The 15097-nt window shown below is 71.5% G+C and carries 10 protein-coding genes; 6 read left to right on the top strand and 4 right to left on the bottom strand.

The window, feature by feature from the left end; genetic code table 11:
* Positions 1 to 12: 12 nt before the first annotated feature.
* Positions 13 to 903 carry a cellulose-binding protein gene (locus tag ACFWU3_RS09130; protein ID WP_384433410.1) on the top strand — a complete coding sequence of 297 codons (891 nt, stop codon included), beginning with the start codon at positions 13 to 15 and terminating at the stop codon, positions 901 to 903.
* An 85-nt stretch (positions 904 to 988) separates the two neighbouring features.
* Here ACFWU3_RS09130 and ACFWU3_RS09135 read toward each other — a convergent pair whose 3' ends face one another.
* Complete coding sequence (locus ACFWU3_RS09135) at positions 989 to 2551, bottom strand: MFS transporter (RefSeq protein WP_384433412.1); 1563 nt, start codon at positions 2549 to 2551, stop codon at positions 989 to 991.
* A gap of 345 nt (positions 2552 to 2896) precedes the next feature.
* On the opposite strand from ACFWU3_RS09135, the gene ACFWU3_RS09140 reads away from it, so the two are divergent.
* The 3 genes from ACFWU3_RS09140 (at position 2897) to mfd (ending at position 10301) form a co-directional block, all read left to right on the top strand.
* Positions 2897 to 3685 (top strand): ABC transporter ATP-binding protein, encoded by a 789-nt coding sequence (locus tag ACFWU3_RS09140; RefSeq protein WP_384433415.1) that lies wholly within the window; start codon positions 2897 to 2899, stop codon positions 3683 to 3685.
* Positions 3682 to 6252 carry an ABC transporter permease gene (locus ACFWU3_RS09145; protein ID WP_384433418.1) on the top strand — a complete coding sequence of 857 codons (2571 nt, stop codon included), beginning with the start codon at positions 3682 to 3684 and terminating at the stop codon, positions 6250 to 6252. Before ACFWU3_RS09140 ends, ACFWU3_RS09145 begins: the two co-directional genes overlap by 4 nt.
* Positions 6253 to 6719: 467 nt before the next feature.
* Positions 6720 to 10301, top strand: a complete 3582-nt coding sequence (gene mfd / locus ACFWU3_RS09150) for a transcription-repair coupling factor (RefSeq protein ID WP_384433421.1) — start codon at positions 6720 to 6722, stop codon at positions 10299 to 10301.
* A 173-nt stretch (positions 10302 to 10474) separates the two neighbouring features.
* Here the strand turns inward: mfd and ACFWU3_RS09155 are convergent, their stop codons facing one another.
* Positions 10475 to 10975 carry a GNAT family N-acetyltransferase gene (locus tag ACFWU3_RS09155; protein ID WP_384433424.1) on the bottom strand — a complete coding sequence of 167 codons (501 nt, stop codon included), beginning with the start codon at positions 10973 to 10975 and terminating at the stop codon, positions 10475 to 10477.
* A gap of 394 nt (positions 10976 to 11369) precedes the next feature.
* Here ACFWU3_RS09155 and ACFWU3_RS09160 point away from each other — a divergent pair, with 394 nt between their 5' ends.
* Together ACFWU3_RS09160 and ACFWU3_RS09165 are read left to right on the top strand one after the other, a co-directional pair.
* Positions 11370 to 12149, top strand: a complete 780-nt coding sequence (locus tag ACFWU3_RS09160) for an HNH endonuclease family protein (RefSeq protein ID WP_384433427.1) — start codon at positions 11370 to 11372, stop codon at positions 12147 to 12149.
* 126 nt (positions 12150 to 12275) lie between these two features.
* On the top strand, positions 12276 to 13022 hold the full coding sequence (locus ACFWU3_RS09165; protein WP_384433430.1) for an N-acetyltransferase: 747 nt from the start codon (positions 12276 to 12278) through the stop codon (positions 13020 to 13022).
* A gap of 188 nt (positions 13023 to 13210) precedes the next feature.
* On the opposite strand, the gene ACFWU3_RS09170 is transcribed toward ACFWU3_RS09165, so the two are convergent.
* Both ACFWU3_RS09170 and ACFWU3_RS09175 read right to left on the bottom strand, forming a co-directional pair.
* The gene (locus ACFWU3_RS09170) at positions 13211 to 14008 is read right to left on the bottom strand and encodes a hypothetical protein (protein ID WP_384433433.1); all 798 of its coding nucleotides are present in this window, start codon (positions 14006 to 14008) and stop codon (positions 13211 to 13213) included.
* Positions 14009 to 14179: 171 nt separating this feature from the next.
* A complete protein-coding gene (locus ACFWU3_RS09175; protein ID WP_384433435.1) occupies positions 14180 to 15013 on the bottom strand; it encodes a hypothetical protein in 834 nt (277 codons plus the stop codon).
* Positions 15014 to 15097 lie beyond the last annotated feature (84 nt).

Below are 15097 nucleotides of genomic sequence, written 5' to 3' on the forward strand. Positions count from 1 at the left end.
GGGGCTTGAAGGATGAGCGCTGCATCGGTGTCACCCCACGGCTTCGCCGCCGTCCGTGGCCGCGGCTACCGCATGGAGGAGACGGACGCCTACGTCACCGCCCTGTCGCAGGACCGCGACGACGCCTGGGAGCGTGCCGCGCGGCTGACCGTCCTCGCCAAGGACATGGAGGCGGAGGCGGGCCGGCTGCGTGAGGTCGTCACGACGCTCGTCCCTCAGACGTACGAGACCTTCAGCCGCCGTGCCCAGTACCTCCTCGCGCTGACCGAGGAGGAGGCCGAGGAGGTGCGCGCGTCGGCGCGCAACGAGGCGCAGGCGGAGGCGGATGCCGCGCAGGCGGAGGCGGAGCGGCTGCGGGACAAGGCGCGCGAGGAGGCGGACGGGCTGCGGGCCGACGCCGAGGAGCGCGCCCGGCAGATCCTTCTCGCGGCGCAGGCGGCGGCCGACGAGGCCCGTGCGCAGGCGCGCGGCGAGATGAAGGAGCGGCGCGGCGAGGTGATGGGCGCATGGCGGGAGATGCGCCGCCGTGCGGAGGGCATGCTCGCCGAGCTGGAGGGGGAGCAGGCCGAGCGCTGGGAGACGGTGGAGCGTGAACTCGCCGAGCGTGAGGCGGCGTTCGAGGCCGAGCACGCCGAGCGGACCGCGGTCGCGGAGGACGCTCTCGCCGAGGCCGAGCGCACCTTCGCGGAGACGGAGGAGTACGCCCGCCATGGCCAGGCGGACGCGGAGGCGCAGGCGGCCGAACTGCTCGCCCAGGCGCGTATGCAGGAGGAGCGCACGGCCCGTGAGACGGAACGGATGCTGCGCGAGCACGAGGAGACGCGTGAGGAGATGCACGCGAACATGGCGCACATCCGCAACAGCCTGGCGACGCTGACGGGCCGCGCGGCGGCGGAGGGCTGAGCGCCCGCCCGGACGCACGGGCGGCATCGGCACCGCAGTCGGGGATTTGGCCCGCGGTACCGGCGCGGCCCGGGGAGCGCCCGGTCTAACTCTTCGGCACCGGCTGCTCGTTGTCGTCCAGTACGGGAAAGCGCCGGGGTGCCACGAACAGCAGCACCAGCAGCGAGAGCCCGGCCGCGACCGCCGCGCCGAGGTAGACGTGGTCGACGGCCGCGTCCACCGCCCGGCGCAGCTGGTCGGCGGCGTCGGCCGTGAGGGCCGCCGGGTTCTCCAGGGCGTGCGAGACGGAGTCCAGGTCGCCCGCGCTGCCGAGTCGGGCGGCGAGGACCCCGTTGGCCACGGCGCCGAAGAGCGCGGCGCCCATGCTCTGGCCGACCTGGCGGCAGAAGAGGACGGACGCGGTCGTCGTACCGCGTTCGGCCCAGCCCACGGTGGACTGGACGCCGACGATCAGGGGGAGTTGGAAGAGTCCGAGCGCCCCGCCGAGCAGCAGCATGAGCAGGGCGGGCTGCCAGGGGGCGCCCGGGTAGGGCAGCAGGGGGAAGGCGGCGAGGATCAGGCCGGCGAGGGTGATGCCGATCATCGCGGTGCGCCGGAAGCCGATGCGGTTGTAGACGTGGTTGGACAGGGCCGCGCTGACGGGCCAGCTGAGGGTCATCACGGACAGCACGAAGCCGGCGGCGATCGGTCCGAGGCCGAGGACCGACTGGGCGTAGGTGGGCAGGAAGACGGTCGGGGCCACCATCAGCAGACCGAGGGCGCCGAGGGCGAGGTTCACGGCGGCGATGGTGCGCCGGCGCCAGACCCAGCCCGGGATGATCGGTTCGGCGGCCCGTCGTTCGACGACGACGGTGACGGCGATGAGGACCGCGCTGCCGCCGAGCAGGGCGAGTGAGGGTGCGGACCACCAGGCCCAGGCGATGCCGCCCTGGACGAGCGCGGTGAGCAGCAGCACGCCCGCGCCGAAGATGGCCAGTGCGCCGGGCCAGTCGATACGGGGGCGTGCCGCGGGCCGGGTGCGGGAGGGTTCGCGCAGATGGCGGGCGACCAGCCAGAGGGCGACGGCGCCGACGGGAAGGTTGATCAGGAAGATCCAGCGCCAGTCGGCGTACGAGGCGAGCAGTCCGCCGATCGCGGGTCCGGCGACGGCGGAGACGGCCCACACGGTGGACAGCCGCGCCTGGATCTTCGGCCGTTCCTTCAGGGGGTAGAGGTCGGCGGCGATGGTCTGCACGGTGCCCTGGAGCGCGCCGCCGCCGAGGCCCTGGACGACGCGGAAGGCGATCAGCGCGCCCATGTTCCAGGCGGCCGCGCACAGGACGGACCCGAGCAGGAAGAGGATGATCCCGGCGATGAGGACGGGCTTGCGGCCGAAGGTGTCGGAGAGTTTCCCGTACACCGGCAGGGTGACGGTGACGGCGAGCAGATAGCCGGAGAAGAGCCAGGAGAAGACGGAGAAGCCGCCGAGGTCGCCGACGATCTGCGGTACGGCGGTGGACACGATGGTGCCGTCGAGCGCGGCGAGCGCCATGCCGAGCATGAGAGCGGCGGCCACGGGGCCGCGGCCCGTAGGGGCTGCCGTGCCGGCGTCGCCGCCGTTCGTGGGGGAGACGGGCCCTCGCGGTTCCGTCTCCGGTGTCTCCGTCACCGCTGGATCCTTTCCCCCTGCATCTATTTTCCCCACACCTTCTCACTTGAGGCTGACGCTGCGGGAGGGTGCAGCCTGAGCGGGTCGGCCTCCACCCGCGGGTGGAGGCCCCCTAGGGGGACCTCCCTACTTGTGGCCAGGGGGCTTTCGTTCCGGGGGACGACGAAGCGGCGGGCGCGTTTCCTTAAGTTGTTCTTACGGCCGCAACGGGGGCCGCACCACCGGGGGGTGGGGAAAACCCCCGGTCGAAGACTGCGCCTCGCACCAGCGCGCCGGAACGCTTCCGCCGACAGACTCGAACCGCACGCGGCGACACCCTCACCTCACCGACATAGGAGATTTACCGTGACAACGGCTGTGACCATTCCCCCGCACGGGGACACCGGAGGGCGTACGGCCGTCGCCGCGCGTGGGCGGCAGGTCGTCAAGGCGTACGGCAGCGGGGAGACTCGTGTCGTCGCACTCGACCACGTCGATGTCGACATCGCCCGCGGGCAGTACACCGCGATCATGGGCCCCTCGGGCTCCGGCAAGTCCACCCTCATGCACTGCCTCGCCGGGCTCGACACCGTCACCTCGGGGCAGATCTACCTCGACGACACCGAGATCACCGGTCTCAAGGACAAGAAGCTCACGCAGCTGCGCCGGGACCGGATCGGCTTCATCTTCCAGGCCTTCAATCTGCTGCCGACGCTCAACGCCCTGGAGAACATCACGCTCCCCATGGACATCGCGGGCCGCAAGCCGGACGCCGGCTGGCTGAACCGGGTCGTCGAGACGGTGGGCCTGTCCGACCGGCTGAGGCACCGGCCCACCCAGCTCTCCGGCGGTCAGCAGCAACGCGTCGCCGTGGCCAGGGCGCTCGCCGCCCGGCCCGAGATCATCTTCGGTGACGAGCCGACCGGAAACCTCGACTCCCGCGCCGGCGCGGAGGTTCTCAGCTTCCTGCGCCGCTCGGTGGACGAGCTCGGCCAGACCATCGTGATGGTCACCCACGACCCGGTGGCCGCCTCGTACGCGGACCGGGTCCTCTACCTGGCCGACGGCCGGATCGTGGACGAGATGTTCCGGCCCACCGCCGACGCCGTACTCGACCGCATGAAGGACTTCGACGCTCGGGGGCGTACGTCGTGACCGTCTTCAGAACCTCCCTGCGCAACTTCCTCGCGCACAAGGGGCGGATGGCGCTCTCGGCCGTGGCGGTGCTGCTGTCCGTGGCCTTCGTGTCGGGGACGCTGGTGTTCACCGACACCATGAACACCACCTTCGACAAGCTCTTCGCCAGCACCGCCTCCGACGTCACCGTCAGCCCCCGGGGCGCCGATGACGACGACGCACCGCAGACCGGCCGGCCCGAGACGCTGCCCGCCTCCCTCGTCGAGAAGGTCAAGACCGCCGAGGGCGTCAAGTCCGCCGACGGCGGCGTCTCCAGCATGAGCGTCACCGTCGTCAACGCGAAGAACAAGGACGTCGGCGCCACCAACGGCGCCCCGACCATCGCCGGCGGCTGGAGCGACAACGACCTCAAGTCGATGGAGATCACCTCCGGCCACGCGCCGCGCGGACCCACCGAGATGATGGTCGACGCCGACACCGCCGACAAGCACCATCTGAAGATCGGCGACGAACTGCGCACCATCGCGGTCACCGGCGACTTCAAGGCGAAGATCTCCGGCATCGCCTCCTTCAAGGTGACCAACCCCGGCGCCACGATCGTCTACTTCGACACCGCCACCGCCCAGCGTGAACTCCTCGGCCGCGAGGGCCTGTTCACCGGCATCTCGGTCACGGCGGCCGACGGGGTCAGTGACGAGCAGCTCAAGAGGAACATCGCCGCCACGCTCGACGCCCCCTACAAGCTGCAGACCGCGAAGGAGGCCGCCGACGCGGGCCGTGAGGAGGTCGGCTCCTTCCTCGACGTGATGAAGTACGCGATGCTCGGCTTCGCCGGGATCGCCCTCCTCGTCGGCATCTTCCTGATCGTCAACACCTTCTCGATGCTGGTCGCCCAGCGCACCCGCGAGATCGGTCTGATGCGGGCCATCGGCTCCAGCCGCCGCCAGGTGAACCGCTCCGTCCTGATCGAGGCGCTCTTCCTCGGCATCGTCGGCTCGGTCGCGGGCATCGCGGCCGGTGTCGGCCTCGCCGTCGGACTGATGAAGCTCATGGGCTCCATGGGCATGAACCTGTCCACCGATGATCTGACGGTGAAGGTGACGACCCCGGTCGTGGGCATGGTCCTCGGCATCGTCGTCACCGTCGTCGCCGCCTATGTGCCGGCCCGGCGCGCCGGCAAGGTCTCCCCGATGGCCGCACTGCGTGACGCCGGAACCCCGGCCGACGGCAGGGCGGGCAAGGTCCGGGCCGCGATCGGACTCCTCCTGACCGGCGCCGGCGCCGCGGCCCTGCTGGTCGCGACGCAGGCCGACAAGGCCGCCGAGGGCTCGATGTTCCTCGGCCTCGGTGTGGTGCTCTCGCTCATCGGCTTCGTGGTCGTCGGACCGCTGCTCGCCGGTGTCGTGGTCCGGGTGATCAGCGCGCTGGTGCTGCGGATGTTCGGCCCGGTCGGGCGGATGGCCGAGCGCAACGCACTGCGCAACCCGCGCCGTACCGGAGCGACCGGTGCCGCCCTGATGATCGGGCTCGCCCTGGTGGCCTGCCTGTCGGTGGTCGGCTCCTCGATGGTCGCCTCCGCGACCGACGAGCTCGACAAGTCGGTCGGCGCGGACTTCATCGTCCAGTCCTCCAACGGCCAGCCGATCGTGCCGCAGGCCCAGAAGGCGCTGGAGAAGACGCCCGGCATCGCGCACGTCACCCAGTACAAGGGTGTCAACGCGAAGATCACCTCGCCCGACGGGAAGACCGTCGACGACGAACTGGTCGCCGCCGACGCCACCTACGCCCAGGACCTGCGCCGCAAGACCGTGGGCGGCGAACTGTCCGCCGCGTACGGCAAGAACGCCATGTCGGTCGGCGACACCTACGCCGAGGAGCACGGCGTGAAGGTGGGTGACACGCTCACCGTCGCCTTCAAGGGCGGCGAGAGCGCGAAGCTGAAGGTCGCGGCCATCACCTCCGACGACGGCAACGTCGACAAGGGCGTGAAGTACACCAGCACGGCCACGGCCGAGCAGTACATCCCGGCCGACAAGCTGCCGAAGAACCTGATCCTGTTCGCCTCCGCCGACGACGGCAAGGAGAAGGAGGCCTACACCGCGCTCAAGTCCTCGCTCGCCGCGTACCCGCAGTACAAGGTGCAGGACCAGACCGACTTCAAGCAGGACCTGAAGGACCAGGTCGGCCAGCTGCTGAACATCGTCTACGGTCTGCTCGCCCTCGCGATCATCGTCGCGGTGCTCGGGGTGGTGAACACCCTGGCGCTCTCGGTGGTCGAGCGGACCCGTGAGATCGGCCTGCTGCGGGCGATCGGCCTCTCCCGGCGCCAGCTGCGCCGCATGATCCGGCTGGAGTCCGTGGTCATCGCCCTCTTCGGAGCGCTGCTCGGCCTCGGTCTGGGCATGGGCTGGGGCACGGCGGCCCAGAAGCTGCTGGCACTGGAGGGCCTGGGGGTCCTGGAGATCCCGTGGCCGACGATCCTGACCGTGTTCGTCGGGTCGGCGTTCGTGGGGCTGTTCGCGGCCCTGGTCCCCGCCTTCCGCGCGGGACGGATGAACGTCCTCAACGCCATCGCCACGGAGTAGCACCACAGCCTCCGGGCGCATGGAACGGGGGGCGGCCCCGGAGTGTCCACCGGACACTCCGGGGCCGCGGTGTGTACGGCCGCGGTGTGTACGGCCGCGGTGTGTACGGGGGCGGTGGTCCGGGGCGCCGGGCCGCGGTCCGGCGCTGCGGGGCGTGTCCGAGGTGATCGCCCCGCCGCGAGGCCGGACCGGCGGGAGGCAGCGGGTCGGCGGTGGGCGGCCGGTGTCTCGTGGGGGAGGCTCCTCGCCGGTCAACGCGGCTCCGGTGCCGGGCGGGCCCGTCCCGGTGGTGCGGAAACGCCTGGTCACCCCGGTCCGGGCCGCACCGCGCAGCGTGGATTCCGGACGCGAGTGTCGGAGCAGCGTCGTACGCTGGAGACCCCCGGCCCTCCCCCTGCCCTCGACAGGGGGCGCGACAGACGAGCCGGGTTATTCGCGTTGCCCACTCCCCGGGATGGAAGCCCTTGATGAGCCTGCACGGTCTGCTCGATGCCGTCGTCACCGACCCTGCGCTCGCCGAAGCGGTGCGGGCCGCACGGGATGCCAACCGTATGCATCTGGACCTGGTCGGACCTCCGGCGGCGCGCCCCTTCGCCGTGGCGGCGCTGGCCCGCGAGGCCGGGCGTCCGGTGCTCGCCGTGACCGCGACCGGGCGGGAGGCGGAGGACCTGGCTGCGGCGCTGCGCTCGCTGCTGCCGGAGGAGGGCATCGCCGAGTACCCCTCGTGGGAGACGCTGCCGCACGAGCGGCTCTCGCCCCGCTCCGACACCGTGGGCCGCCGGCTCGCGGTGCTGCGCAGGCTGACCCACCCGTCGAAGGACGACCCGGCCGCGGGCCCGGTCTCGGTCGTGGTCGCACCGATCCGCTCCGTGCTCCAGCCGCAGGTCAAGGGCCTCGGCGAGCTGGAGCCGGTGGCGCTGCGCACCGGGCAGCAGGCCGATCTGAACGAGATCGTGGACGCTCTCGCGGCAGCCGCCTACTCCCGGGTGGAGCTGGTCGAGAAGCGCGGCGAGTTCGCCGTGCGCGGCGGCATCCTGGACGTCTTCCCGCCGACCGAGGAGCACCCGCTGCGGGTGGAGTTCTGGGGCGACGACGTCGAGGAGATCCGTTACTTCAAGATCGCCGATCAGCGTTCGCTGGAGATCGCCGAGCACGGACTGTGGGCGCCGCCCTGCCGTGAGCTGCTGCTGACCGACGAGGTGCGCCGGCGGGCGGCGGTTCTCGCCGAGCGGCACCCGGAGCTCGGCGAGCTGCTGAACAAGATCGCCGAGGGCATCGCGGTCGAGGGCATGGAGTCCCTCGCGCCCGTCCTGGTGGACGAGATGGAACTGCTCCTGGACGTGCTGCCGCAGGGCGCGATGACCGTCGTGTGCGACCCGGAGCGGGTGCGGACCCGCGCAGCCGACCTGGTGGCCACCTCGCAGGAGTTCCTTCAGGCGTCGTGGGCCGCGACGGCGATGTCCAGCGCGGGCGGAGCCGGCTCCGGCACGGGTGGTGGTGGGCGACGGGCGGGCGGCGAGGCGCCGATCGACGTCGGCGCGGCATCGCTGTGGGGCATCGCCGACGTCCGGGACCGGGCCCGCGAGCTCGGCATGATGTGGTGGTCGGTCTCGCAGTTCGCCGCCGACGAGGAGCTGTCCGACGACACCCTCAAGCTGGGCATGCACGCCCCGGAGACGTACCGCGGCGACACCGCGCGCGCCCTCGCCGACACCAAGGGCTGGCTCGCGGACGGCTGGCGCACGGTCTATGTGACCGAGGCGCACGGCCCCGCGGCCCGCACCGTCGAGGTGCTCGGCGGTGAGGGCATCCCCGCCCGGCTGGACTCCGCGCTGACCGACATCTCGCCGTCCCTGGTCCATGTCGCGTGCGGCTCGATCGACTACGGCTTCATCGACCCGGGCCTGCGGCTCGCCGTCCTCACCGAGACCGACCTGTCCGGCCAGAAGGCGGCCGGCAAGGACGGCCGGCGGATGCCGGCGAAGCGCCGCAAGACCATCGACCCGCTCACGCTGGAGGCGGGCGACTACATCGTCCACGAGCAGCACGGCGTGGGCCGCTACATCGAGATGGTCCAGCGCACCGTCCAGGGCGCGACCCGCGAGTATCTGCTCGTCGAGTACGCCCCCGCCAAGCGCGGCCAGCCCGGTGACCGGCTCTACATCCCCACCGACCAGCTGGAACAGGTGACCAAGTACGTCGGCGGCGAGGCGCCCACCCTGCACCGGCTCGGCGGCGCGGACTGGACGAAGACGAAGGCGCGCGCGAAGAAGGCGGTCAAGGAGATCGCCGCGGACCTCATCAAGCTCTACAGCGCCCGCATGGCCGCGCCCGGCCACGCCTTCGGAGCGGACACGCCCTGGCAGCGCGAGCTGGAGGACGCGTTCGCGTACGTGGAGACGCCCGACCAGCTGTCCACGATCGCCGAGGTCAAGGAGGACATGGAGAAGACGGTCCCGATGGACCGGCTGATCTGCGGCGACGTCGGCTACGGCAAGACCGAGATCGCGGTGCGAGCGGCCTTCAAGGCGGTCCAGGACGGCAAGCAGGTCGCCGTGCTGGTGCCGACGACACTGCTGGTGCAGCAGCACTTCGGGACGTTCTCCGAGCGCTACTCCCAGTTCCCGGTGAACGTGCGCGCGCTGTCCCGCTTCCAGTCCGACACGGAGGCCAAGGCGACCCTGGAAGGGCTGCGGGACGGCTCGGTCGACATCGTCATCGGCACGCACCGGCTGTTCTCCTCCGAGACCAAGTTCAAGGACCTGGGCCTGGTCGTGGTGGACGAGGAGCAGCGCTTCGGCGTCGAGCACAAGGAGCAGTTGAAGAAGCTCCGCGCCAACGTCGACGTGCTGACGATGTCGGCGACACCGATCCCGCGGACGCTGGAGATGGCGGTCACCGGCATCCGCGAGATGTCGACGATCACCACCCCGCCGGAGGAGCGGCACCCGGTGCTGACCTTCGTCGGCCCCTACGAGCAGAAGCAGATCGGCGCGGCCGTCCGGCGTGAACTGCTGCGCGAGGGCCAGGTCTTCTACATCCACAACCGCGTCGAGTCCATCGACCGGGCCGCCGCCCGGCTGCGGGAGATCGTTCCCGAGGCCCGGATCGCGACGGCGCACGGTCAGATGGGCGAGTCGGCGCTGGAGCAGGTCGTCGTGGACTTCTGGGAGAAGAAGTTCGACGTCCTCGTCTCCACCACGATCGTCGAGTCGGGCATCGACATCTCCAACGCCAACACCCTGATCGTGGAGCGCGGTGACAACTTCGGTCTCTCGCAGCTGCACCAGCTGCGCGGCCGGGTCGGCCGTGGCCGCGAGCGCGGTTACGCCTACTTCCTCTATCCGCCGGAGAAGCCGCTCACCGAGACCGCGCACGAGCGTCTCGCGACGATCGCCCAGCACACCGAGATGGGTGCCGGCATGTACGTGGCGATGAAGGACCTGGAGATCCGCGGCGCGGGCAATCTGCTCGGCGGCGAGCAGTCGGGCCACATCGCGGGCGTCGGCTTCGACCTGTACGTGCGCATGGTCGGCGAGGCGGTCGCGGACTACCGTGCCTCGCTCGACGGCGGAGTGGAGGAGGAGCCGCCGCTGGAGGTCAAGATCGAGCTCCCGGTCGACGCGCACGTCCCGCACGACTACGCCCCGGGCGAGCGCCTGCGGCTCCAGGCGTACCGCGCGATCGCCTCCGCTAACTCGGAGGAGGACATCAAGGCGGTCCGTGAGGAACTCACCGACCGCTACGGCAAGTTGCCCGAGCCGGTCGAGAACCTGCTGCTGGTGGCGGGCCTGCGGATGCTGGCACGGGCGTGCGGCGTCGGCGAGATCGTGCTCCAGGGCCCGAACATCCGCTTCGCCCCGGTGGAGCTGAGGGAGTCGCAGGAGCTGCGCCTCAAGCGTCTGTACCCGCGCACGATCATCAAGCCGGCGATCCACCAGATCCTGGTGCCGCGACCGACGACGGGCAAGATCGGCGGGAAGCCGGTGGTGGGACGCGAACTGCTGAGCTGGACCGGGGAGTTCCTCACGACGATTCTGGGGTCGTAGGGACGCCTCACGGCACGGGCGGCCTTACGGTGCGGGGCGCTTCATGGCACCGGGGCGCCCTACGGTGCGGGGCGCTTCATGGCGCCCGGCCCGGTACCGGGGTCCGTCCGCTCCTCGGTGCCGCTCCTCGGTGCCGGTGCCGGTGCCGGGCCGGTGCCGCGCGCCGGGTCCCGTCAGCCGGCGGCGTCGGCCGCGGTCAGCTTGCGTATGTAGCCCGTTCCCGGCTCGCCGGCCAGGGTGATCTCACCGGTGGGCACGAACCCGGCGCGGGCCAGCACGGCCCGCGAGCCGGCGTTGTCGAGCGTCGCCCGGGCCCGCAGGCTCGTCAGCCCGTACTCCCCGGCGGCCAGTGCGCAGATCCGGCGGACGGCGGAGGTGGCGAGGCCCTGCCGGGCGGCGCTCTTGGCGATCCGGAAGCCGAGTTCGGCGGATCCGTCCGCCACATCGACCAGGTTGACCCGCCCCAGTACCTCCCCGTCGGCGCCGATCAGCAGATGGAAGTGGTCCACCCCGGCCGCCTGTGCGGCGAGCAGTTCGGCGTGCCGCGCGTCGAACTGCTCGAAGTACTCGTCGCCCCGGTCGGGGACGGAGGCGGCGAAGTAGTCCCGGTTCTCCAGCTCGAAGGCGAGCAGGGCGGGGGCATGGTCGGCGCGCAGGCGCTGGAGTTCGGGCATGAACGTACGGTACGCAGCCGCGCGCCCCGATCGGACCTGATTAACGGGTGAGCAGCCCGGGGACGGCTTCCGCGCCCGCTGCCCCGGTGCCGGGCGGCGCGCTGCGACCCGCCCGGCACCGGGTGCACGGGCGCGCGACGGCCGCACCGCCCGCGGGGGCCGGCTCGGCTCCGCGGACGGTGCGTGTGCGATTGATGCGTGGATCGATCTGAAGAGATATGTGCGCTCCTCCTCCTTCCGGAGGGGATCTGGGCACTCTCGACGCTACGCCCGCCGTCCGCGTTCCGCGCGGTGAGGAATCACCGGCCGGCACCATATCGGTGCACAGGGTGCGATACGGGCCGAACCCGGCTGCCCCGTACGGCAATTGGGCGCGGCTCAGTAACCTACGGACGTGACCACACCCGGAGCCCGAACATCGCGCACACTCGCCGCCGGCCTCACCGCGGTCGTCGCCGCCGCACTGCTCACCTCCTGCGAGGGCACCGCGCTCCCCGGGGACCCCAAGGCCACCGCATCGGCCGTCGTCCCCGGCAAGGGATCCGGCACCAGCCCGCTCGCCAACCCGGACGGGACCAAGCCGGGGCTCGCCCCCATCAGCTCCGAAGGCGACCGGGCCGCCGCCCGCCGGCTGATCGGGAAGGTGGCCACGAAGGGCCGCGGCCCCAAGACGGGATACGACCGGGACCGCTTCGGCTACGCCTGGATGGACAGCGCCGACGGTGTCCCGCTGGCCCGCAACGGCTGCGACACCCGCAACGATCTCCTGGCCCGCGACGGCAAGGAGGTGCGGCACCGCTCGGGCTCCGACTGCGTCGTCGTCGCGATGACCCTCGACGACCCGTACACCGGCGCCGTCATCGACTGGCGCAAGCAGGACGCGTCGGAGGTCCAGATAGATCACGTCGTCCCGCTCTCGTACGGCTGGCAGCTCGGCGCCGCGCGGTGGCCGGTGAAGAAACGGCAGCAACTCGCCAACGACCCGCTGAATCTGCTGCCCGTGGCGGGCCGGGCCAACAGCTCGAAGAGCGACTCGGGCCCGGCGTCGTGGCTTCCGCCGAACACGTCGATCCGCTGCTCGTACGCGGTGCGGGTCTCGCAGGTCGCGGTGAAGTACGCCCTCCCGGTGACGGTCGCGGACAAGAAGGTCATGCTCGCGCAGTGCGGCGGCTGAGCGCGGGCCACAGCTGCTGAACGCGGCCACCGCGTCCGGGACCTTGCGGGCGGTGCCCGGACCTGTGGGCAGGCCACCGCCGGAAATCCAGTGGGGGCGAGAGGATCCCGAAGCTAGCCTGCCCGGATGGACCTGACCGTCACGACCCTCGCCGAACGGCCCGAACTGCGGGACCCGCTCTGGCAGATGCCCGAGACCTGGCCCCAGTTCGTGCTGCACGACCCGGTGGGCTGGGCCAACATGGGGCGGATCCTCGCGGAACTGCCCGAGTACGTACTGGTGGCGACCGACCCGGAAGGCCACGTCGCCGCACGGGCGTTCAGCGTGCCCTTCCGGCTCGATGCGGACGGGCGTCGCTCCCTGCCCCCGGGCGGCTGGGACCAGGTGATGCTGTGGGCCTTCTCCGATCTGCGGCACGGCCGCGCGCCCGACACGGTGAGCGCGATCGAGATCACCGTCGCGGACGGCCGCCAGGGCAAGGGCATCTCGGGCCGGATGCTGGCCGCGATGCGCGACAACGTGCGCCGGCTCGGCTTCACCGATCTGGTGGCGCCGGTGCGGCCGAGCCGTAAGAGCGAGGAGCCTCGGACCCTGATCGAGGAGTACGCCCACCGCACCCGCCCCGACGACGGGCTGCCGTACGACCCGTGGCTGCGGGTGCACGTCCGGGCGGGCGGGGTGATCGACTCGGTGGCTCCGGCGTCGATGACCGTCTCCGGGTCGCTGGCGCAGTGGCGCACCTGGACCGGGCTGCCGTTCGACACGGCGGGACCCGTGGAGGTGCCCGGCGCGCTGGTCCCGGTGCACTGCGAGAGCGACCGCGGGTACGCGGTCTATGTGGAGCCCAACGTGTGGGTGCGCCACAGCGTGTGACCCTTTCCGGCGGCGCGGATTCCGGAACGGCGCGGATCCGGGAACGGCGCGGATCCGGAACGACGCGAAGAAGCCGCCCTCAGGGGCGGCCTCTTCGGTTTCCGGGCCCTCTCGTACCACCCGTACTCCTGGCGGCTCCGTGTTCCCGGCGGGCTCGTGCGTCGCGGGCGCTCACGCGCCGCCGTCCGTCACTGCCCGCCGAGCTTGTCCAGGTCGAGGATGTCCTTGGCTGCCGGCTTCTTCGCCGGCACGGGCCTGTCGAACCCGGAGAACGTCATCGTGCCCGGCTCCTCGCCGCCCACCTGCTCGAACTTCAGCAGATACGGCTCGCCCTCCGCGGCGACGTACATCGTGTAGGTCTCCTTGCCGTCCGACTCGGTGAGCTTCACCGCCTTGCGGTCGCCGACCGTGGTCTCGCCGACCCGGCGCGCGGCGGTGTCGTTCGCCTCGACGTCCGCCAGCAGTGCGTTCAGATCGCAGAGTTCGAGGCTGTCCCGGGCCTCGGCGTCGGAGGCGTCCGTCTTGACCCAGCGGCCCTTCATCATGTCCAGCACCGCCTTCTGCTCCTCGGCCGGCGCCCCCTTGTTCTGCGACGTCAACAGCGCCTCGTCGAAGCGGAGATAGGCGGTGCCGCCCGTCTTGATCAGCTCGGCGGTCCCGTCGGAGCCGACCGACAGGGTGCCGGCGCAGTCGCCCTTCTTGCTGATCGCCATGTAGCCCTTCAGGGGGCCGTCGGCCGTCTTCAGCGTGACGTCGAGGGTCAGCGAGGTGGCCGCCTTGGTGGCGGTGACCGCTCTGTTGACTATCTCGGGGCCTGACAGCCCGGGGAACGCCTCGGCGGACTTCTCGGCGGTGGCACCGGCCGGACCCTTCGTGCTCTGGGGGTCCGCGTCGAGCGATCCGCAGGCCGCGCCGCCGAACGCGAAGGCGACGGCGAGAGCGGTGGCGGCGGTGCGGCGGTGGCGGGCGGAAGCGTTGGCCTGCATGACTGGTCTCCGGGGTGGGTCGGGACGGCGGGGAGGAAGGACAGACAGAGGGAGAGAGGCGGAGGGAGAGAGGCAGAGGATTGAGGGAGGCAGAGGAGTGAGGGAGGAGAGGGAGGGGAGCAGGAGAAGGGGGCGCCGGGAAGCGGGGGTGTCAGGGCCCGGCGCGGCCGGTCAGAGCTTCAGCTCCCACTGCGAGGCGTCGTAGGTGAAGCCCGGGCTGACCTCGACGGTGAGGTCCTTGGCGGCGGCCGGGACGTCGAAGGCGAACCGGACCGTGGACTTCTTGCCGGGCAGGACGGTGCCGCTGAAGCCGGTGCCGACCTTGTCGTCGAAGATCTGCTCGGCGGGGACACCGTCCTTGCCGGCGTGGGCGTCCGGGGTCACCAGCGTGGCGTCGAACTTCTTGCTGCCGCCGTTCTCGAGGACCACGGTCACCTCGTACGCCTTGTTGCCCTCGGTGTGACCTACGGCGAACTCGCTCGGCCTGTACGCCTTCGGGGCGGAGACGGTGATCTTCACGCCGTCGTCGTAGACGGCGCTGTCGCCCGCCGCGAGACCCGCGCCCTTGTTGCCCTTGGTGTCGTCCTTGGCGGTGTCCTTCGCCGCGCCGTCGCCCTTCGCGGCGCCCGGCTCCTTCGACGCGGTGGTGCCGGTGGCCGCCTTGTTGAGCTCGTCGACCGCGTCGTCCACGGCCTTGAAGGTGAGCACCGCGCCGACCACCGAGAGGATCATCGCGACGAGCCCGAGCACCGCGCCGGTGGTGGTCACTCCCTTGTTGCCGGCCTCGCCGCGCTTGACCCGGCCCCGGCCCGCCAGGCCCAGGATCAGGGCGATCAGTCCGAGGATGCCGGCCAGCCAGAAGAAGAACGGGATCAGACCGGAGACGGTGCCGATGATGCCGAGCACCAGCGCTGCCGTGCCGAGACCGTTGCGCGCCGGGGCGGGTGCCGGGGTGTACGGCGCCTGCGGCGCGTTGTCCTGCGGCTGCTGCATGGAATGGGACATGGGTGTCCTCCGGGGACGTGGAGTGTGGCGGGGACCGGTGAAGTCCCGTGTAGCGACGGGTCAATGAGAGCAGAGGCTGTGAAC

This window comes from Streptomyces sp. NPDC058685 (assembly GCF_042714725.1).
GTDB lineage: Bacteria > Actinomycetota > Actinomycetes > Streptomycetales > Streptomycetaceae > Streptomyces.

What these genes read in the sequence shown, in the direction of transcription:
- ACFWU3_RS09170 (WP_384433433.1), bottom strand. Translation starts at nt 14,008, where the DNA reads ATGCAGGCCAACGCTTCCGCCCGCCACCGCCGCACCGCCGCCACCGCT.
- ACFWU3_RS09130 (WP_384433410.1), top strand. Translation starts at nt 13, where the DNA reads ATGAGCGCTGCATCGGTGTCACCCCACGGCTTCGCCGCCGTCCGTGGC.
- ACFWU3_RS09165 (WP_384433430.1), top strand. Translation starts at nt 12,276, where the DNA reads ATGGACCTGACCGTCACGACCCTCGCCGAACGGCCCGAACTGCGGGAC.
- ACFWU3_RS09175 (WP_384433435.1), bottom strand. Translation starts at nt 15,013, where the DNA reads ATGTCCCATTCCATGCAGCAGCCGCAGGACAACGCGCCGCAGGCGCCG.
- mfd (WP_384433421.1), top strand. Translation starts at nt 6,720, where the DNA reads ATGAGCCTGCACGGTCTGCTCGATGCCGTCGTCACCGACCCTGCGCTC.
- ACFWU3_RS09155 (WP_384433424.1), bottom strand. Translation starts at nt 10,975, where the DNA reads ATGCCCGAACTCCAGCGCCTGCGCGCCGACCATGCCCCCGCCCTGCTC.